We start from the raw sequence: 19,359 nt of genomic DNA, 5'->3' as shown, positions 1-19,359 counted from the left end.
GCAGCGCCGGGGCCTCGGTTATCAGGCGTAGAGGGTGAGGCGCGAGGAGTTCACGTAGCCGGCAAGGGCGATGCCGCGTCTGCGGGCCTCGCGCACAGCCGCATCGGTGGGACCCGACAGCGACGCCACCGTTCCCACACCGAGGCGCGCGGCCTTGCGCAGCATCTCGCTGCTCACGCGCCCGGTCGTGGCCAGCAGCATGCCCGCCGTGTCGATGCCGGCCATCAGGCAGTGACCGGCCAGTTTGTCGAAGGTGTTGTGGCGGCCGATGTCCTCGTAGAGGGCTACCATCTCGCCCGCGCCGTCGAACAGGGCCGAGCAATGGGTACCGCGGGTGGCCGCGTATTCACGGGCCCCCACGCGCATGGCCATAACCGCACTGCAAATGCGGTCGGCATCCCCCAGAGCCGGGGCCGGCACCGTTACAGGGAGGGAAGGGGCGCCGGCCCCGGTCGAGGGGGAGGAGCAAAGATGGCCCGAGGGGGCGGCGAGCGCCGTTCCCCCGAACCCGGAGGTAATCACGGGTGCGACAGGGCGCCGCACCGGATGGGAAAGCGAGAGCCGCACGGTGCGTCGCGCCGCATCCATATTAAAAGCGAGAATCTCATGCGCGTCGCCGATAACGCCCTCGCTGAACAGAAAGCCGTACACGAGCTCGGAAAGATTTGCATCCGAGCACATGAGCGTGGCAAGCTCGCAGCCATTCGCCACGATGGCCAGCTCGTGCTCGCAGATGACCTCGATGGCCTCGGCGACGGCAACCCCTTTGTCGCAGCAGATCACGGAAAAAGAGCTCCGAGGGAAGGCCTCGCGCTCCCCCGCCGCCCGCACCGGGCGGGACTGCACCATACTTTTCACGACTCCCCCTCTCGAGGGGCGGCCCGGCCGGCAGGGCCGCTCCGCCCCTCGGTTCCAATCGGGGCGGCCCCAAGGAGCCGCCCTCGTCCACGCCCGTCAGCGATCGCGGCGGTTAGGCCGGCAGCTTCACCTTGTACTCGTTCACCAGGCGATCGGCGATCTCGGGCACGCCGGCAGCCTCGAAGGTGGAGATCTTCGGCATACCGCTGGCCACATCGAAGCCCATGACCTCGTACCAGGCGTCGAGCATCTTCTCGTAGTGCTCCTTGGTAAGCCCCGTCTCGGTCTGGTAGAAGCTGTTCTCCAGGTTCTCGGCGGAGTACTCCTGGTACACCTCGTCGAACAGCTCGTCGTCGGAGCGGTCGCAGCCCTGGCGCGTCAGGATGGCGCGCTCGAGCAGGAACATGCGGTCGCCGAAGGCGGCTTCGTCCTCATCGGTGAACTCCTTGCCGGTGACCACCGTGTACAGCTTCTTCGTGATATCGAAGTCGCCGGCGTGATCCTCGGTGTAGTTGGAGTAGATGCCCATGGCGCTCATGGCGATGTAGCAGAAGATCAGCGAATCGTCCAAAGACTTGAACTGGTGGTTCCACTTGCAGAACGGGGCGATGTACTCGCTTTCCCAATCCCAATTGCGGATGTCCTCGTACACCTGGGGCGTGCCGAACAGCTTCGTGGAGTTGCCGTCCACGAGCGCCTGCCACTGATCGGAACCGGGAGGGAGCAAATCGCCGTTGGAGCCGAACAAGAGGTAGGTCTCGGCGCCGGTGCAGCGGATGTCGGTGGCGTTCAGATTCGAGGTAGCGAAGCGCAGAAGGCCGGGGGCCAGATAGGCGCCGGGGATGTACCAGCCGCACACGCCGCCGCCGTTGTGCTTGGGGCTGTTGCGGATGCCGCGGATGGCGCGGTAGAAATACTTGGCCTCGGGCGTGCCGACGAACTCCTCGAGGAAGTAGCGCCAGCCCTTGGCGATGGCCTTGCCCACCTCGGTGGTCTGGTAGGCCACCGAGTACATGAGCTCGCGGGTGAAGTCCTCAATGCCGAAGTTCGTCCAGTCGATGCCCGTGTTCTCCTCGGTGAGGATGTTGCCGGCCTGGAAGATGGGGTCGAGGCCCTGGAACCAGGTGTTGCAGTCGGACAGGCCCAAGCGCTCGTTCAGGGTGAGGCGGCGCATATGGGCGCGGCCCACGTACTCGCCGCAGGCGGCGGACTCGGCGGACACGGGAATGGCCTCGGTGCAGCGCAGCTGGCCCAAGCTCATGCCGGAGCCGTCCTTGAAGCGCACGCCGTAGCCGCAGCCGCCCCAGGGGCAGGAGTAGCAGCCGGTATAGGCGATCTCCAGCTTGCCCTCCGGATCGCGCGCTTCCTTGTACAGATCGGTGTCGGTCAGGGGCAGCGACGCCTGCCAGGAGCCCACATAGGAGTTAGCCGGAGCCTCGGGACTCGTCTCGTAGAGTTTGCGGCAGCACAGGTTCTGCACGTACTCCACCAGATCGAGCAGACCCTGCGGGTCGGCCACCTTCACCGAGCCGGAGCCCTGGATGGAAATGGCCTTGAGGTTCTTCGAGCCCATGACGGCGCCGAAGGAGCCCATGCCCGTGGCCGAGGACTCATCGGAGAGGATGGTGGAGAACATGGACATGTGCTCACCGGCGGGCCCGATGGAGGCGATTTTCGCCTTGTTGCCGGAGCGGCGGTACAGCTCGTTCTGCACGGCGAAATTGTCCATGCCCCACAGATCGCGGGCGTCGCGGATCTCGGCGATGTCGTCGTTGATGTAGAAGTACACCGGATAGGGCGCCTTGCCCTTGAAGATAATGCCGTCGTAGCCGGCGAACTTCATCTCCGGCGCGAAGGAGCTGCCGAAGCTGGAGCGGGCGAAGGAGCCGGTGTCGGGATAACCGGCCGGCGATACGGCCTGCACGAAGGTGCGGCCGCCGTCGAGCATGGTGCCGGTAACGGGTCCGGTGAGGAAGGTAAGCACATTCTCGGGGTCCAGCGCGCCGGCGGAGGGGTCGCACTCGGCCCACTGGATGATGGAGCCGAGGCCGCGGCCGCCGATCCACTTGTCCAGATCGTAGGTGTCGGTCGGAATCTTCTCGACGGTCATGTTGGTCAAGTCGACCTTCAGCAGGGTACCGACGTACCCGTAGTATTCATCTGCCATGGAAATCTCCTCAGATAGAATCGATGCGAACGATGCGGTGCGGGCGGTCTAGTACTCCTCGTCGACGCCCTTGACCCAGTAGCTGATGTCGCCCACAAGCACGACCTCGGCGATTTTGGAGGGGTCGTCGATGGCGAAACTGAACTCGAGAGGCAGATGCTCGTGAATGGACATGCACCACATATGCTCCTCGCTGGAGCCGAGCACATTGCCCGAGGCATCCTTGAAGTCGCAGTGCATCTTCACGCGAAGGTCGGCGCCATCGGAAGACGTGACCTGGCCCTTCACCTGCACGCCGCCGTCGGCGGCCACAAGCGCCCAGTCCTGCTCGTCCATGGCCTTGCCAGCATGGGGGCCGGTGTACTCCTTCGTAAACGTAACGCCCTCGAGCGCCCCTTCGGTAGCCTTCTCGACGTAATCGTCGATGCCAGGGCGCACCACGGTGTACTCCTCCCAGGACAGCTGGGACGCGCCGAGCGGGCAGCGCTTGACGCACATGGGGTCACCGCCGCACAGATCGCACTTGAAGCAGGTGTTCGTCTCGGAGTTGTACTTGATGCGCGAGGCGGCCGGCGCGAACACACAGGCGTTCAGGCAGGTCTGGCAGCCTACGCACACGTCCTGATCGATGACGCGGGCGCCGGTGCTCTCGTCCACATGCAGCGCGCCTGTGGGACAGGCGGCCAGGCAGCGGGCATCGTCGCACTGCTGGCAGTACAGCACGTCGGTGAGATAGGCCTGCTGCACGTCAGTCAGCACCGTGTTGCGCGCCAGACGCGGGTTGATCAGCTGCTCGTGGGACAGCACACAGGTCAGCTCACAGGTGCGGCAGCCGCTGCAGATGTACTGCTGGTGCACCACATGTCCCTTGGCCTTGGCAACCTCGCCCGTCTCGGCCAGATCTCCCTTGCCGGACGGCGCGCAGCCGGCCAGCATGCCGCCCATGACGGCGGCGCCGGCGAGAATACCGCCGCCGGTGAGGAACCCTCGGCGCGAGACGCCGACGGCCTGCTCCCCGCAGGCAGCGGTCTCTTCGATGGTCTTGCTCATGTAACCTCTCCCCTCTCCTGGGTAGAATTGCCTTGCGCGGCAAGGCCTTGGTCCCTCGACGGGGCCAGCCCTGTCGCATGGCGTCATTCTAGGAGGGCCTGCACTGGGAAAAGGTGCCCTGTCCACCAACTTCCCCGCTCGCTTTGTGACAGACGCAACAATTAAACCGCCGTACATTGTGTAAAGTACACCACAGAGGAGGTTTCCCCTTTTGGGGAAGGACAACGCGCGGCGCTCCCGTACCATATAGGGTGTTGAGAGCGACGAGGAGGGAACTGAGGGGACTGTGAGGCTGAGAGATTTCCAACGGGCCGAGGAGTCCGTCATCACCCACTGCCCGGCGAGACGCCTGTGCCCCGTGGGGCTCGTGTGCGGCCGCGGCAACGAGGAGGGCAAGCTCATGCCCACCGTCATGGAGTTCGACAAGGCGGACCTGCTGTGGACCGACCACCGCTATGAGCGCCATGTGTTCATCGTGCGCGAGGGCGTGCTCTCGTGCATGGCCCACGTCGATCCCGACGGCGAGGCCCCCTTCACGTTGTACGGGGCCGGCATCGGCGTGGGCATCGCCGATTTGTACGTACCCCACGCCAACGCGAGCACCTACCATCTGCACGCTATCGTCCCGGGCCGCATCTGCTCGCTGCCCGCAAAGGCGCTCAAGCGGCACCTGGAAGCCCTCGGCGGTGATATTCAGCAGAAGATCCTGGCCGCATCCCTGTACAACCAGTCAACCGGCGCACTGTTCCAATCGATGATCTCGTCGCGGCCCTTGCTATGCCACCGCCTTGCCATGTTGCTGCTGTGTTTGGAGACCCTGGCCGCGCGCGGCGGAACGCGCCCCGACGCTCTGCGCGTCACCCACGACGAGCTGGCCAGCCGTGTGCTCTCCGACCGCGCCTCGGTGACGAGGGCGCTCCACCAAATGGAGGGACAGGGCCTTGTCGAGCTGGGCTACCGATCGGTACGCATAACCGACATCCTGCGCGAGAGCGATCCCGAATGGGTAGCCCTCTGCGAGACCTTCAGCTGCGTGAGGTAGGGCTATTCACTTTCGGGCAAGATCTCGGCCTTGGCGCAGACCGCCTTCAGCCGACGGGGAGATGGTCGGCCTCAAGACCGCACGACCCCTCCAACAGGGGCGAGGCAGCCTGCTACTCCCTCTCGGCCTCTACCTTCGCGGCCGATTCTAGCATAGTGGAAAGCCCGTATGGGCTGCCGTAGCGCACAGCAGTGACCTCGGCCATGATGGACAGGGCGATTTCCGCCGGCTCGCGACCGCGCAGATCGAGCCCGATGGGACCGTAGATGCGGCCGATCTGCCCATCGGTCGCGCCCTCCTCCTTGAGCGCCCGCCAGCGGGCCCACTGGGTGGTGGACCGCCCGAGCGAGCCGATGTAGAAGGCCGGCGAATCGAAGGCGGCCATAAGCGCCGGCACGTCGATCTTCGGGTCGTGGGTAAGGGCGCACACGGCCGTGCTCGCCGTGAGGGAAATATCGCGGAATGCCTCCTGGGGCCAGGCGTGCACGAGCTCGTCCACGGCCGGGAAGCGCTCATCAGTAGCAAAGATGCCCCGCGGGTCGATAACCACGGTGCGCCAGCCCAGCACATGCGCGATCTCGCACAGGCGCACGGCGATGTGCACGCCGCCGATGCAGACGAGCTGCGGCTTGGACGCCACGCGGGCGAAGAACCAGTCCAGGCCGCTCCCAACGATATGGCCCGTGCTCGTTGTGCGGGGACGGGCGGCCACGGCGCCAGCCACCGACGCGAGGACCCGATCATCAGCCGCGCCGGCCGGCACGATGAGGGCCAGATCGGCGCGCTCGGGCACAGCGGCCAGGGCAAGTCCTGCCGCCTGCGCGCCGCCGGCAAATGAGAGCGCCGCTTCGGCGGCCGCGCGATCGGCTACGAGGAAGGAGAGCCCCACGAAGGGGGCGCCGCTCTCGGAGCTGTCCGCCGATGCTGGGGAGGGAGCGGCGTCGCGGACAGCTCCGAGAGCAGGTTCCGCATCGGGCGCGGGGACACAGGCGGCCGCAGGTGCGACGCTCGCGCCATCCGCCCCGGGCTCGGCGCTGATCGCAACCTCCTCCACCGCCGTCACACGCACATAGTCGGCGTCGGCAGCGATGAGAGCGTCCTCGCAGGCGAACAGCGCCCCGTCCAGTACAGACACGAACACCTCGATGTTGCCCCCGCACGACAGGCCCACTTCCTGGGCCCGCCGCGTGGAGGCGTGGAACTTCTCCAGGGAGGAGAGATGCCCGTCCAGGCAATCGAGCGCCACCTGGGCGATGGCGCCCTCGATGCAGCCGCCCGATACCGATCCGGCAATGCGCCCGTCGGCCGTGACGGCCATGCAGGCGCCGGGCGTGCGGGGCGATGATCCCCAGGTCTTGGTCACCTGGGCCAAGGCCACGCTCTCGCCCGCCGCAAGCCAACGGCGCACGTCATCTCGAATCTCGCGCATCTTCTCCTCCTCAAATCTCTAGCAACACCCACCAGTTCGCCCAAGGAAGCCAGTGGGCGCCTGCCGCCCCATTGGGACAAGCAGAGCCTAAATCTCGTGGCAGGTGAGGCACTCCTCGTCGGCCAGGTTCTGGTCCGCGTGGCTTCGGGGCACCTGCGTGCCGGAACCCGAGCCGTCGGCGGTATGGCAGCTCGTGCACGCCGCGCCGTTGCCCTCGCCGTGCACCACCTCGGGAATGTCGCAGGCAATGCCATAGACAGGCACGTACTCGCCTTCGGAGTAGTCGGTGACGCCCTCCAGGGGCTCCAGGTTCTGGGACACCACGGCCCCGGCGGCACCGCCGGCGATGCGCTCCTGCTGGAGCTGCTCCTCCTCGGAACCCTCGATACCCGCGCCGCCCGTGACCTCGGCCTCGACGGAGGGATCGTAGGGGGTGTACTCGCCCCGCACCACCATGTCGTTGGAGGCAAGCCCATCGCTCGGGGCGGCCTCCTGAGCCTGGGGCGCGCAACCTGCCACCAGACCCGTCAGGGCCACGGCGCACACCGCAAGTCCGACGGCCCCCTTCCTGTATGTGTTCTTTCTCATATCTCGCTCCTTCATCCACCGCGCCTTCAAGGCGCGCAACGAACAGGTTCCTTATCGAAGTTTCTCGGCGATGGTCGCCAGCGCCTCACGACACAGGCCCGCCGCGCACCACTCCACCGGCGGCACCTCCCCATCGGCCTCCATGGCCCGGGGGAAGCGGGCCGCCTCGTCGTAGGAGACGACCGTAAGCGGCCGGCGAGTGCGCAGCGTGCGCAGCCGTGCGATAAAGGCCCCCAGATACGAGGGGTTCTCCATCTCGGCTGGGGCCAGCACCTCCACGGCCAGGTCGGCAAACCGCTGCAGACGCTGCTTGCGATCCACCGTGGCCTGCACCTTCTCAGGCGATTCCAGCTGGTACAGCAAAAGCACGCGATGACCCAGCATACCCGCCGTGTTTCCCCCGGCCGACGTATCGCGTGCGACGGGCGCCAGGGCATCGTAGTAGTCGATCTCGCGAGCCGCCTCGCACTTGAGGGCGAAGACGCGCCCGTCGACGCACCGGACGACCGCCTCGGGGAAACGCCGCTCCCGGGAGGGCACCTGGGCTCCCATGGTGAGCACGTCGGTCGGTGCGACGCAGGCCGTCTGACCGTCCCCGCATCCCACGGCCCAGACGCGCACGAGGCCAAGCGACGCCAGGACACCCAGGTAGACCCAGGCCTCGTAGGCACCCCGCGCAAGCGCGTCAGCCGTGGCGCGCACACACCGGCGCGCCTGGCCGTCAGCCTCGGACAGGGCCACGCGCCCCGAAAGGGCATCGATAACCACCGACTGCAGCGGCACAGCCAAGGCCTTCGCGGGGTTGGCTGCGAAGGCCTCCAACCGACCGGGTAGCGCGACCTTCGCCAAGCCGGCAGCACGGGACAAATCCTCGCACACCGCTGCCAGTGCGTCGGCAAGCAGCCCCATCGAGACCCGCTCGCCGTCGGTCAGCACCGCATCGACGATCTGATGCTGGATGGCCCCCACGCGCTCGTAGAACTCCCCGCGCAACGGGGCGGCCACCGAGAGCATCTGCGGAGTCACGCTCACGCCGTCACGCTCCTGCGCCCACTGGCGCAGCTCGACCAGCGCCTCGCCCCATGTTGCTGTCTTCGCCTGCCCCATCGTCGTCAGCTTCCCTTCCGCATCCTAGCCCGCGATGTCCATCAGCGTGCGCTTGACGAGCGTACGGGCGATGTCCACCTTGTAGGCGTTCTTGCCCAGGGGCCTGGCCACCGACACCGCCGCCTCGCCGGCCGCCTCGGCCGCGTCAGCCGTCACGCCGCCGGCCACAGCCTCCTCGGCCTCCCTCGAACGCCAGGGCGCCGGGTGAACGCCGCCGAGCACCACGCGGGTGGCTCCGTCGGCGGTTTGGGCCACGGCACAGTTCGCCACGGGAAAATCGATGGACTTGCGCAGGGCGAACTTCTGGAAGGCGCTCTTGGCGGCCTTGGGCACGCGGAACTCCTTCACCACTTCCCCATCCTCCAACACGTTGGAGCGATGCCCGTGGGCACCGAAGAACTCCTCGGCCGGCACCTCGCGCTTGGTGGTGACCACCGTGGCCCCCAGGGCCACAAGCGCCGGCGCCGTGTCGTGAGACGAGGAGGCGAAGCAGCCGTTATCGTCGCCGAAGATGGAGTGGTAGCGGTTGTCGCCGATGCGGGCCGGACAGGTCGCCCCGCCCTTGCGCTTGCAGTGGAAGCGATCGTCGGGCACGCGGAAGTACCAGCAGCGGTGCATCTGGCAGATGTTCCCGCCGAGCGTGCCCATGTGCCGTATGGTGGGCGATGCCACGCGCCCAGCCGCCTGGGCAAGGGCCGCGGCATGGGTCTTCACCAGGTCGCTCTCGGCCACATCGGCCAGCTTGGCCAGAGCGCCGATGCGCAGCGCATCTCCCTCCTCGGCGATGCCGTCCATGTCGGGGATGGTCTTCAGGTCGATGACGCACTCGGGGTACTCGGGGAAGATCTCGTCCTTCAGGGTTCCCAGAAGGTCGGTACCTCCGGCCATGACCCAAGCCGTCCCGTTCTTCGCCTCGTTCGCCGCCTCATCGGCCGAGGAGGCCTGCATATGCTTGAAATGCTTCATGTCGTATCCTCCTTCGCCTTACGCCTGCTGGGCGGCCAGCACCGCCAGCACCTTGTCGGGGGTGAAGGGCTGCATGGTGATAAAGTCGCCGCCCGTGGCATTCTGGATGGCGAGCCCCACGAGCCCCGCGTTGGTATGGGCATGGGCCACGCCCGTGGAGCCGTAGGCGCCGCCGCCCATGCGACTCTCCACCGGCACCGAGTCGATCTTGGGCTGATCAAGGGCCGTGGGCACCTTGTAGTCGTACATGTTCCCGTTCAGAAGCACGCCGGTGTTCTCGTCCCAGATGAGCTCCTCGCGCAGCGCGCGGCCCTCGGCCTGGGTGAGCGCCATCTCCAGCTGGCCCAGGGCCGACGCCGGGCGGATGACCTTGCCGAAGTCGTGGGCGGCCACATAGTCGAGCACTTCCACCAGCCCCGTCTCCGGATCGACCGCCACCTCGCAGAAGTCCACGTTCATAGTGCGCACGACATCGTTCTGGAAGGGGGTCTCGGGCTTGCCGCAATACCCCACGGCCAGCTGGCCGATGCCCACGATGGGCATCTGCTGGGCAGGGTCGGCCTTCAGGGTGATCATCGAGTCCACGAGGTCCACCTCGTCGGGAGTCACGCCGAACAGCGACGCACCCGTGGCGAGGATCTGGGCCTTCAGCTGCACCGCCGCCTCCTTGGCCGCCCAGGTGACCGAGCTACCACGATCAGCCGCGTCGCCCTGCTGCCAGTTGTTGTAGTTCGGGGCGTAGTAGACGATAACGTCCTCGGGCTTCATGCCCATCTCCTCGGCGATGACGAGCTGGGCCGCGTCGGGCCAGTAGGTGCCGATGAGGGCCTCGGCGTACGGCATGTAGATCTTACCGTCCACGCCCATGCGCAGATTGATGTTATAGGAGATCATGCCCCAGGTCATCGACCAGCAGGCGCGGGCCGCCACACCGTGCAGACGGCCGTCCTCCAGCGTCTTCGCGCCGGGGGCGTGCCATTTCCCGTCCCAGTCGAAGGCCTTCTTGCCCGCGTCCATGCAGGCGGAAAGCGAGGGATCGGTCACCTTCACGTTCTTCATGATGACGTCGGTGATGGGCATGTTCAGGGCATTGGCAATATGCGCGAAGGCCAGGTTCACCGGCTCCCACATGTCCTTGCCCGGATCGGCCGTGGTGCAGGCGCCGTTGGTGACGTAGTAGGCCATATCCGAGTAGATGTTCGGGCATACGGTGGACTTGAAGGCCTGCGCGTTGGGCGGCAGCACCAAGTGTCCGTGGGTCTTGTCGCCGTAGCCGCCGCGGGCGCCGGACTGGTGCACGTTGCGCTGCTGCACGGCCACGAGCGTGCCGTCGTCGTTGAAGCCGATGCGGCCGGTGATGTAGGTCTGGGGCACGGCGGCGTCGAAGGACTGGCGCCGGGTATTCACGAAACGCACGGGCACCCCACCGAGGCGCTTGGAGAGCAGGGGCGCCAGCTGCGCACCGCGCTTCTCCACGAAGTCGCAGTAGCGGGAGGCCATGTACGGCGTGAGCGCGCGAAACTTGTCGGCATGGGAGCCGAAGCCCATGTAGGCCGACACGATGGGGCCGTTGCTCGGGAAGTGCGCGTGGTTGGTGACGTAGCACATCTTCTCGCCGTCGGGGTTGCCCCACGGGTCGTTGGCCCAGTAGCTAAAGTAGGCCGGCGGCATGGAACGGAACTGGCTCCACATGGGGCGGCCGTACTCGATCATGGCCACATGATCGGCAGCCGCCAGGCCCTCCTCCACGTTGCCGTTCTCCCACTCCACCGGTGCGCCGAAGGTGTTGCCGGTCATGTTGGAGTCGGGGTTCATCTCGGGGCGCAGGATGGGGGCGCCGGGCTTGGCGGCCTCGCGGGCGTCCAGGATGAAGGGCAGCGCCTCCCAGTCGACCTTCACGGCGTCCAGGGCGCGCTTGCAGGTCTCCTCGTTCACGGCCACCACGACCACGCCCACCTCGTCGCCCTCGAACTCGGCCTCATCGCCCAGAAGCGGGCTCGCGCCGAACTCGTAGTAGCTGGGGCGGTACTTGGGCATGGAGGCGATCTCCTCGTCCTCGTAGGTGAGCACGAGCTTCACGCCCTCGATCTTCTCGGCCTCGGAGGTGTCGAGCCCGGTGATCTTCGCATGGCCGTAGGGGGAATGCAGGGCCATGGCCGTGAGCGTACCCTCCTCCCACAGATCGGTGGGGTACACCGCCACGCCCGAGATCATATCCCAGGACTGGCGACCAGGATGGTCCCACGTGCCGACGTACTTGAAGTCGGTGCGATCGTCGTTGACGCCCGACAGGATGGACTCGCACTTCTCTCCCATTAGTTGCCTCCCTTCATGGCGGCGGCAGCCTCGGTGATGGCCTGCACGTGGCGACTGTAGGTGCCGCAACGGCAGATGTTGCCGGCCAGCTCCTCGCGGATCTGCTCCTCGGTGGGCTCGCCGTACTTCTCGATGATGTACTTGGCCACGGTGAACTGGCCGGGCGTGCAGTAGCCGCACTGGGCCGCATCGGCCTTGGCGTAGGCTTCTACCAAGGGGCGGTAGCGCTCGTCGGCAGCGATGCCCTCGGAGGTCTCGATGACCTTGCCCTCGCACTGGACGGCGAGCGTCGTGCAGGCCAGCGCCGGCACCCCATCGATGAGCACGGTGCAGCTGCCGCAGCCGCCGCGATCGCACATCTCCTTGGTGCCGCCGTGCAGATCGGTGGCTCGAAGCAGGGTCTCGCGCAGGGTCCACTGGGGCTCCACCTGCACCTTCAGCTCGTTGCCGTTGATGGTGAGGGTGGCGCACTGGGGAATGCCGCAGGAGGCATCGGGATGGGCCTCCTCGAAGTGCTTGACCAGGCTGTCGTAGTCGGTGGTCTTGCTCCCGCAGACCGGGCAGGTGTACACGAAGTCCGTGACGGTCACGGTCTGTGCCACCGCTTCCTCAGGCACGCCGAGCACGCTGCCGATACCGAGCCCGGCGACCCCGGCGGCAATGCCCGCCAAACCGCCGGCCTTGAAGAAGTCGCGACGGGACACGTTGCTCATCGTCATACTCCTCCTCCTTCTCTTCTCGTCGTCGTTATTGACGTTCTCAGCATAAGAAGGAGAAAGGGTAGGCGCATTACACCAAAGGGGTAGCCCCGAGGGGTATTTTGGGAAAGGAAGGCGAAGAAAAGGGGCGAAAGGAAGGTAGGCGGCCGGCTGGGGCGAGGGGGTCCGCGCGCAGATTCCGCAGCGACTGGAACAGCCCAGTGGGCTGTTCCACCAAGCGAGGACTGTCCGAGCGCGGCGCCCCCTCGCCCCAGCCGGCCGCCGGAGGGACGGATCCCCTACAGCGAACCCTCTTCCCGCAGCAGAGCCACAGCCTGCATCTTCGAGTGCACGCCGAGCTTGGCGTACACGTTGCCGAGGTGCTTCTTCACCGTCTCGCGGGACACCACGAGCGCCTCGGCGGCTTCGGCCACCGAGGCTCCCCCGGCCACGATGCGCAAGCACTCCAACTCGCGCTCGGTGAGCAGGTCTGCGCAGGTCCGGCGCGGGCGCACAGCCTCATCGACGACGCACATGATAGCGGCGTCATCAGCCGCACCCTCCTCCCCGGCCGCCTCGGGCGCGCGCAGCAGGTCGGCCACCGCCCGCATCTCGGAAGCGTACTCGGCAAAGGCCTGGACAAGGCCGCTCTCCCGCGACAGGGCGTAGGCCTCGCGCACGAGACGGCGGGCGGCGGCGTGGCGGCCGGCACGGGCGGCCACGAGGGCCACAAGGCAGCACGCCCTCACCTTCAGAGCAAAGTCCTGGGTCTGAACCGCATCGACGAGCACCGCCCCGCGCTCCCAAGCATCCTCATCGCCCATGCAAAAGGAGCAAGCCAGATCGAAAAGGCCCGCACGTCCGGTGCGAAGGCCCGCGCCCACCCGCTCGCGAATCTGGGGGCGGAAGGCGGCGCACCAGTCGCGCACCATGGGAAGAGTTGGCATGATGCCGCAGACCGATTCCGCATCGGCGCGCCAGGCGGCGAGAAACTCGTCTCGGGCCGTTGCGGCACCGGCAGCATAGGCCACCTTCGCCGCGATGCCGTTGAGCTCCGCGGTGTTCGCAGCTACCGCCTCGGAAGCCGTCTGCGCCCGATAGCGCTCCCGCTCGCAGGCGAATCCCTCGATATCCCCCCGCTCGTAAGCCGTCACGGCCAAGGCGGCGTAGGCCAGGGCGAGCATGGGCTTGCGTGGACGCTCCCGCTCGCTGTACAGGGAAAGAGCGCGCTCGGCCAGCATCTCGGCGTCGGTGAGGTGCCCGATGAGCGCCGAGAAGATGGCGGCATTGGAAAGCGCGGAGCACGTGAGGTTGGCATTGCCGATGTCCTGTTGGAGCCTTACCGCCTCGCGAAACCCCTCGACCGCCCCCACCGGATCCTCCGTCCACCGGGACGAGGCGAGCACCTGGGTCATCATACCCCGTAGGTAGCGCTCCTCGGCGGGCAAGAAGCACAGGGCCTTCTCAGCGAAGCGGCCGCTCTCATCGCTGCGACGATCGAACGACGCCACGAAGGCTTTCTGCACCATGCAGAAGGCGAACAGGAAGTCCTCGCCCTCCTTCAGCGACAAAAGAGCCTGGTGGATGAGCTCGTTGGAGAGGACCGCATCGCCCGCCAGCGCCGCCGGCATGGCGGCCACGGCGCACAGGAAAGGCCGCTCGCGCAGAAAGTCGTGAGGAAGGAGCAGCGCCCAGCGCAGCACCGTGCCCTGCTCGTCGTTCATGTAAAGCGCCTTCCACCGCGCGACGATGATGTCGGCGATGCCGTCCCAGTCGCGCATCCAGAACGACAGCCCCACCGCCGTGTCGTCGAAGCCGCGATCCAGATACCACTGGCGGGCGGCCACGGCGCAGGCGCGGGCGTCCCCATCGGGCATGCGCCTCAAGTTCGCGCGGAGCGCATCTAGGAGCATCTTGTGGTAGCGGTACCAATCCCCCTCGTCAGCCCCGGTGATGCGCTGGACGAACAGCCCTTGGGAGATGAGCCGGTCGGCGCACTCGCGTACTTGAAAGGGCTCGAGGCCCGTCACCGCCGCCGCCAAATCCACGGAGAACGAGTCCACAACGCTCGTCTTCACCATGAAGTCGAGCAGGGGCGCCTCCAGGCCGCCGAGCACTTCCTCGAACAAATACGCGCTCACATCGTCGCCGGCCCGGGCGAGCGCGGACGCCACCTCGGTGCCCGACCCGTCGGCGCAGCACAGTTCCACCAGACGGCAGCCGGCCGCCCAGCCCTGGGTAGCCGCGTCCAAGCGCGCGGCGTCATCGTCGTCAAGCGCCACGCCGGCCCGGGCGAACAGCACACGCTGCTCGCCCGGAGTCAGGCGCAGATCGGCCTGGGACAGCTCGCCGAGGCCGCCGGCCATGCGCAGCTTCGCCAGGGGAAGGCGCACGGGAACCCGGGAGGTCATGACCAGGTGGAAGGTCGCGGGAAGGTTGCGCAGCAGATAGGCCAGGCCGTCGGAGAGCAGCGGCGCGTCCTGCACCGCATGCACGTCCTCCAGCACGAGCACGCGATGGGCGCCGTCGGCGGCCACGGCCTGAATCAGGCGGGCAAGCGCATCGCGGGCCTCCCCCGCATCGGACCAGTTGACATCCTGGACGCTCAGGGGCATATCAAGCGCAGGATCGGCCTCCTCCAACGCGGATACGGCCATACTCCAGAAACGCAGGGGATCGGCATCGTCCTCGTCCAGCGAGCACCAGGCCACCGCCTTGTCGCAGGAGGCGGCCCATTGGGCCACCGCCGTGGTCTTCCCGAAGCCGGCGGGCGCTACCACGCAGGTCAGAGGCCGCGCGCAGGCACCTTCCAAAACGCGCGCCGTCCGCGGTCGCACGAGGGCATCGGCAGCCACCTGCGGACGGCGGATCTTCGTCGGCAGTATCGTGCATCCCACGCTCATCCCCGTCACCCCTCCTCGCATGCCTGCTCCCCAGTCCTCGGCTCTCCCGCTATTCTACCACCGTCAACAGCGCCCGGGAAAGCACCGTGGCCGGCAACTCGACGCAGCCCTTGCGGGTGCGCCCCACTTCCAGGCCGCCGAGCAGGGCGCAGGCCTCCTCGCCCGTGAGCGCGCAAGCGTCTGCCGCCAACATGCCCTCGGCAGCCTCCATGAGCGCGTCGGCGGCGGCCAGGCACAGCGTGCAGGCATAGCCGTCGAAGGCGGCCCTCTCGACGACCCAGTCGCCGGCGCCGTCGCGTCTCAGGCGCACGCGCACCTCCAACTCGTCACCGCAGAACGGGTTGTCGCCCCGTGCGCTCGCCTCGCGCACCTCCCCCGCCTTCTCCGATGCGGCCCCCGAAAGGAGCAGCCCCTCGAAGCCGCGATGGGATGCCTGCCGGCTGCGGCGGGCGATGGAGGGGTCGTCGACAGTCACGGTCATGACCGGCCTCCCTTTTCGTTGGCCCTCTCCCCGTCGATGGCCCGCGCGAGCGCTTCCACAAGCGCATCCACCTCGGCCTCGGTGGAGTAGCCGGCGAAGCTCGCCCGCACGCTCGCTCGCACGCCGAGGGCCGTGTGCACGGGCTTGGCGCAATGGTGGCCCGCGCGCACCATTATTCCGGCCGCATCCAGGGATTGGCCCACGTCGTGGGGATGCATGCCCTCTACAGTGAAGCTCACGAGCGCACGGAAGGACTCGGGCGCGCCGCCTCCGAGCAGCGAGACACCGGGCAGGGCCGCCAGGCCGCGCCGCGCCCGCTGGGCCAGGCACCCGATGTGGGCGGCAATGCGCGCGGTGCCGGCCGTCTCAAGCTCGTCAAGGGCCGCGCTCCACGCCACCGCCGCCGCGATGGGCGGCGTGCCGGCCTCGAGCGCCGCCGTGCCCGCAAGCGGGCGCCACCCGTCGCGCCCCACCGCCGCCGCCATGCCGCCGCCGAGAAGCATCGGCTCCATCTCGTCAAAGACGCGCGGCGAGCACAGCAGGGCGCCCACGCCGGTGGGGCCTCCCATCTTGTGGGCCGAACAGGCGTAGAAGTCCGCATCGCACCGGTCGAAGGCCACGGGGTCGCAGGCGGCGCTCTGGGCCCCGTCGAGCACCACCGCCGCGCCTGCCGCCCTCGCATCGCCCATGATGCGATCGAGGACGGGCTGGCGGAAGCCCAGTACGTTCGATTGGCTGGAAAGCGCCACGAGCCGGGGGCGAAGCTCGGCGATGCTGCTCCACACGCCGTAGTCGAGCACGCCGTCGGCGTCAAGGGGAATCCAGGCCACCTCCGCGCCGGCGCGCTCGGCCGCCGCGAGCCACGGGACGAGGTTCGAGTGGTGGCCGTCCTCGGCCACGGCGATCACGTTCCCGCGCCGCAGATGCCCCTCTGCCCAGCCCCGGGCCGCCAAGTTCAAGGACTCGGTCGCCCCATGGGTGAGCACGACCCGTGCCGCGTCGCCCACCCCGAAGAAGCGGGCCACGTGCTCGCGGGCGCACTCGTAGGCGTCGGTGGCCTCCTCGGCCAGCGCATGGGCACCGCGATGGATGTTCGCGCAGCTCGTGTGCAGGAAATCGGCATAGGCATCGGTGACGGCGCTGGACACAAGGGCGGTAGCCGCGCTGTCCAGGTAGACGAGCGGGCGTTCCCCCGCAGGCCCCATGCGCCGCTCCAGGATGGGATAGGCACCGCGGTCGAGCGGCGGTGCGGCGGGAGCGGCCAGAGCGGGTGAGGCGAATGCGGTGAGATGCGGGCTAGCCACGAGCCATCGCCTCCTCGAGACGGCGCAGGTCAGCCGATATGTCCACATCCTCGAACAGGTGGGGATCGTCGAAGTGTACATGGCGCGCCGTCACGTCGCGGCGCGTGCGGAAGAGCGCCCGGGCCCCCTCGTCGCCTTGCAGGGCGAGCAGGTCGTCGAAGAGCGACTCATCGAAAATGCAGGGATTGCCGTGGCCGTGGTCGGTGGCGGACAGGTAGGCCTGGGCACTTCCCTGATCGTACTCCCACAGAAGCGCGTTCAGGTGCGCCGCGGTCACCCGGGGCTGGTCGGCCACCATAACCAGCAACGCGCTCGCACCCTGGGCCCGGGCGAAGCGCACCGCCGCGTGCACGGAGGCGGCCTGACCGGCCTCCCACTGGCGGTTGCGCAGGATGCGGCACGGCGTGCAGCACGCCTCCAAGTGCTCGGTCATCTCCCGATGATAGGCCCCTGCCACCACGGCGGCGCAATCGGCCGCCGATCCCGTCGCCGCGGCAACGGCCCGATCGAGCAGGGTCGAGCCGGCGAAGGGGGCGAGCAGCTTCGGTGCGCCGAAGCGCCGGGAGGCCCCGGCGGCCAGCACGGCGACGCACGTCTTCGAGAACACTTCCATAGCCCGCACCTCCTCTCTTCACGAGAGGAGTCTATCCGCGTGCCGCCTTCCCCGCATTCCCCAAAAGGGGTAGGCACATCGGTATTTCGGTTCGTTCGAACAGTCCGCTTACTCCAGGGACACGAACTGCTCGGCGAGCGCGGCTGCGATCGGCTCGGGCAGAGCGGCCTCATCAGCGAAGGAGGCCCAGCGGTTCACTGCCCCATTCACCTCGGCCAATATCTCTTTCGCCCGCGGCGCCTTGATGCTCATGGCCGCCGCGGCGGCGAGGCAGTCTTCCCGTCCGATGCCGTCGCGCTTGCCGTTGACGGTCATCTGGTGGCTGTCCGTCCAGGCGCCCGCAGGATTGTATGCATAGGTGACATCGTAGGCGGGCGCAAGACTCCAAGCGCCCCTTCTGTCCATCAGGAAGGAGATGTTCTTGACATGATCGTCCTGGTTGCGCGCAGCCACGTTGAACGCCATGCGCCGGAACAGCTCCTCGGCTTCCGCCTGGCCCAGCCCGACGCGCCGGGCCACAAGAGCAGCCTGCTCGTAGCTGTGGGCACCGGGCACGTTGAAGTCGAAGTGGGCCAAGCCGCCCAGAGTCTGCATATGGAGCTTCGACCCGTCGACACCCGACCGGTCGAACCGCCGCGTCATGAAATGCCTCCGGCCGCCCTCGTCGAAAAGACGGCATTCGGTCATCGCTATGCCCGCAGCGCGCGCCATGAGGTAGTAGGCGTATTCGATCACCGTGTAGCGCGGGCCGTCCTCGGCCTCCTTGTCGCGGTTCCCCGCAACGCCATCGAACTTGATGAGCCAATGCCCGAATCCCCGACCCGCGTCCACCTGACCGGAGCGCATCTCCCCCGTCTCCTCGTTCCACGCCACCACGGCCTTGGCGCGCGCGCCGCCGGCCGAGGTGCCGACCCTGATGATCTGTTCCATGGCGTGATCGGCGTCAGAGACCCGCACCGACTCGCGCTGGGAAAGGATCCGAGACGCGAGTTCGACCAGGGCGTCGACGCGCAGGACCTCCCGAGGATCGGAAACCGGCCCGATAGCGGGAACGTACTCGAGAGCGCCCATGCCGCGGGATCCGGTGTAGCAGAGCCGCTCCACAGCGTTCAAGGACCCCCGCGGTCGACCCTGGGACTCGAGCCAGCTGTCGATGACGGCGTTTCCGAACTTGTCGGGCAGCGAATCGGAGAGAAGTCCGGGCAATCCGTGGAACGAGTCGACGGAAAGCTGGGGAAAGGAATATACCTGCTGGGAAAGCGGCATCGCAAGAGGGGCGAGCTGAATGCCGCTTCGCGAGAAGGCCTCGTCGTACTCGAATCGCGCGAAGGGGCTTCCCTCTTCTACGGCCACCGAGCCGATGGTCGTTCCCCACAGGCGCACTTCCGCCGCCGTTGTCATTGCTCATCCCCCCATTTCCACTCGCCGCTGGAAATCGCCTTGCGCGGGGGGCGCACCCTCTGCCTGGGGGCGCGCTCGTGCAGAAGATCGGAGGGCCGCGTCTCGGGGGCCGGAACGAGAAGCTCCATACGGGAGAGCAGACCGAGGGCGCGCAGCACGCTGACGAGGCTCGCCACAGTGACGTCCGTCCCCTTCTCCAAGTTCGCGACGGTGCGCTGGGACACCCCGGCCCTCTCGGCCAGCTGGGCCTGGGTAAGCGGATAGGCTATCCGCGACGCACGCAGGCGACGGCCGAGCTCGCCTCCCACCGCCTGATTCGAGATGAAGCCGTCGATAACCATCGCCACCCCGCTTCTATAAAAGGAACTCTTTTGCACATTATATAGCATTATAGGCTCTATGATGCAAGATAGTTCCCTTTACTAGAAACACAAAG

The 19,359-nt window shown here is 67.4% G+C and carries 16 protein-coding genes; 1 reads left to right on the top strand and 15 read right to left on the bottom strand.

Going from position 1 to position 19,359, the window contains the following annotated elements:
* Positions 1-21: 21 nt before the first annotated feature.
* From ACTOXK_RS04670 to ACTOXK_RS04660, 3 genes are all read right to left on the bottom strand, one after another.
* Complete coding sequence (locus ACTOXK_RS04670; RefSeq protein WP_482278259.1) at positions 22-849, bottom strand: formate dehydrogenase accessory sulfurtransferase FdhD; 828 nt, start codon at positions 847-849, stop codon at positions 22-24.
* A 121-nt stretch (positions 850-970) separates the two neighbouring features.
* The gene (locus ACTOXK_RS04665) at positions 971-3,025 is read right to left on the bottom strand and encodes an aldehyde ferredoxin oxidoreductase N-terminal domain-containing protein (RefSeq protein WP_482278250.1); all 2,055 of its coding nucleotides are present in this window, start codon (positions 3,023-3,025) and stop codon (positions 971-973) included.
* A gap of 48 nt (positions 3,026-3,073) precedes the next feature.
* Positions 3,074-4,075, bottom strand: a complete 1,002-nt coding sequence (locus tag ACTOXK_RS04660) for a 4Fe-4S dicluster domain-containing protein (RefSeq protein WP_482278251.1) — start codon at positions 4,073-4,075, stop codon at positions 3,074-3,076.
* A gap of 286 nt (positions 4,076-4,361) precedes the next feature.
* Here ACTOXK_RS04660 and ACTOXK_RS04655 point away from each other — a divergent pair, with 286 nt between their 5' ends.
* A complete protein-coding gene (locus ACTOXK_RS04655; protein WP_482278252.1) occupies positions 4,362-5,117 on the top strand; it encodes a Crp/Fnr family transcriptional regulator in 756 nt (251 codons plus the stop codon).
* 112 nt (positions 5,118-5,229) lie between these two features.
* On the opposite strand, the gene ACTOXK_RS04650 is transcribed toward ACTOXK_RS04655, so the two are convergent.
* From ACTOXK_RS04650 to ACTOXK_RS04595, 12 genes are all read right to left on the bottom strand, one after another.
* Complete coding sequence (locus ACTOXK_RS04650; RefSeq protein ID WP_482278253.1) at positions 5,230-6,546, bottom strand: XdhC family protein; 1,317 nt, start codon at positions 6,544-6,546, stop codon at positions 5,230-5,232.
* Between the two features lie 87 nt (positions 6,547-6,633).
* Positions 6,634-7,134, bottom strand: a complete 501-nt coding sequence (locus ACTOXK_RS04645; protein WP_482278254.1) for a hypothetical protein — start codon at positions 7,132-7,134, stop codon at positions 6,634-6,636.
* A 51-nt stretch (positions 7,135-7,185) separates the two neighbouring features.
* Positions 7,186-8,241, bottom strand: a complete 1,056-nt coding sequence (locus tag ACTOXK_RS04640) for a hypothetical protein (protein WP_482278255.1) — start codon at positions 8,239-8,241, stop codon at positions 7,186-7,188.
* A 24-nt stretch (positions 8,242-8,265) separates the two neighbouring features.
* Positions 8,266-9,207 (bottom strand): FAD binding domain-containing protein, encoded by a 942-nt coding sequence (locus tag ACTOXK_RS04635; RefSeq protein ID WP_482278256.1) that lies wholly within the window; start codon positions 9,205-9,207, stop codon positions 8,266-8,268.
* Positions 9,208-9,225: 18 nt separating this feature from the next.
* The gene (locus ACTOXK_RS04630; protein WP_482279409.1) at positions 9,226-11,523 is read right to left on the bottom strand and encodes a xanthine dehydrogenase family protein molybdopterin-binding subunit; all 2,298 of its coding nucleotides are present in this window, start codon (positions 11,521-11,523) and stop codon (positions 9,226-9,228) included.
* Complete coding sequence (locus ACTOXK_RS04625) at positions 11,523-12,242, bottom strand: (2Fe-2S)-binding protein (RefSeq protein ID WP_482277883.1); 720 nt, start codon at positions 12,240-12,242, stop codon at positions 11,523-11,525. Before ACTOXK_RS04625 ends, ACTOXK_RS04630 begins: the two co-directional genes overlap by 1 nt.
* Positions 12,243-12,520: 278 nt before the next feature.
* Positions 12,521-15,124 (bottom strand): helix-turn-helix transcriptional regulator, encoded by a 2,604-nt coding sequence (locus tag ACTOXK_RS04620; RefSeq protein ID WP_482277882.1) that lies wholly within the window; start codon positions 15,122-15,124, stop codon positions 12,521-12,523.
* A 49-nt stretch (positions 15,125-15,173) separates the two neighbouring features.
* A complete protein-coding gene (locus ACTOXK_RS04615) occupies positions 15,174-15,605 on the bottom strand; it encodes an iron-sulfur cluster assembly scaffold protein (protein ID WP_482277881.1) in 432 nt (143 codons plus the stop codon).
* Positions 15,602-16,909, bottom strand: a complete 1,308-nt coding sequence (locus tag ACTOXK_RS04610) for an aminotransferase class V-fold PLP-dependent enzyme (protein ID WP_482277880.1) — start codon at positions 16,907-16,909, stop codon at positions 15,602-15,604. Before ACTOXK_RS04610 ends, ACTOXK_RS04615 begins: the two co-directional genes overlap by 4 nt.
* Positions 16,902-17,522, bottom strand: a complete 621-nt coding sequence (locus ACTOXK_RS04605; RefSeq protein ID WP_482277879.1) for a nucleotidyltransferase family protein — start codon at positions 17,520-17,522, stop codon at positions 16,902-16,904. Before ACTOXK_RS04605 ends, ACTOXK_RS04610 begins: the two co-directional genes overlap by 8 nt.
* A 108-nt stretch (positions 17,523-17,630) precedes the next feature.
* Complete coding sequence (locus ACTOXK_RS04600) at positions 17,631-18,923, bottom strand: type II toxin-antitoxin system HipA family toxin (RefSeq protein ID WP_482277878.1); 1,293 nt, start codon at positions 18,921-18,923, stop codon at positions 17,631-17,633.
* Entirely contained in the window at positions 18,920-19,264 is a 345-nt protein-coding gene (locus ACTOXK_RS04595; RefSeq protein ID WP_482277885.1) for a helix-turn-helix domain-containing protein, read from the bottom strand. Before ACTOXK_RS04595 ends, ACTOXK_RS04600 begins: the two co-directional genes overlap by 4 nt.
* Between the last annotated feature and the right edge of the window lie 95 nt (positions 19,265-19,359).

This window comes from Adlercreutzia sp. (assembly GCF_056795635.1).
This window is presented reverse-complemented; position numbering and strand designations above follow the sequence as displayed.